Below are 676 nucleotides of genomic sequence, written 5' to 3'. Positions count from 1 at the left end.
CAATCGATGGTGCAGACGAAAGAATATTCAGATCAATATCGAACACCCTGTGGATAACACGGTTTTTCGGTGCTTTACGCGCATCCCGTGTCCGTGGGTCCCGATAGCCTGGAACCACTCGCACAGCACACCCGATCCAGTCCCAGTATCCACTCTGATCGTTCCGTTCCGAGGGAGGTGACCTCCGATGACCGCACCCACCATCCACCCCGACAGCACCGACCCCGGCGACTCCGATCCCCGCGACCCTGCCGGTCACCCGTTCGGTGAGCGGCCTGCTCTCCTGCGGCTGCGGGACTCGGTGGCCGCCCATGATCGGGTGATGCTCGCCCGGATGCAGCTCATCGCCGAGACCATCGTCGAGGAATGCCTCGACCTCACCCCCGCCCCCGACTGCACCACCTGCACCGGAACCGGTTGCCCGGGGTGTGGGCGGGACCGGTACGGGCTGCCTGCCGATGGGTCGCTCGCCCACTGGGTGCTCGAACGCGTCACCGGCGAACACCTCACCTGTCTCGCCGCGGTCCTCGACACCACCATCACACGCGCCTACACCGCCGCCCGGGACGCGCTCATCGCGACGTTCAGCCTGCGGGCCTGCCACGACCGCGCCACCACCGGAATCCTGCGCTACGAGCGCCTGCAGTACGCCGCCCGCCGCGCTCACCGACTCGGG

The 676-nt window shown here is 67.2% G+C and carries 1 protein-coding gene; it reads left to right on the top strand.

Features of this window, described 5'->3' with window-relative positions; genetic code table 11:
- Positions 1-187 precede the first annotated feature (187 nt).
- Positions 188-676: hypothetical protein (locus ABD883_RS11940; RefSeq protein WP_345032362.1), on the top strand; the 489-nt coding region annotated here is incomplete at its 3' end.

The organism is Brevibacterium pityocampae (genome assembly GCF_039541555.1).
In the GTDB taxonomy this organism is placed as follows: Bacteria; Actinomycetota; Actinomycetes; order Actinomycetales; family Brevibacteriaceae; genus Brevibacterium; species Brevibacterium pityocampae.
The sequence above is the reverse complement of the archived record's forward strand: the minus strand, read 5'-3'. Positions and strand labels throughout refer to the sequence as shown.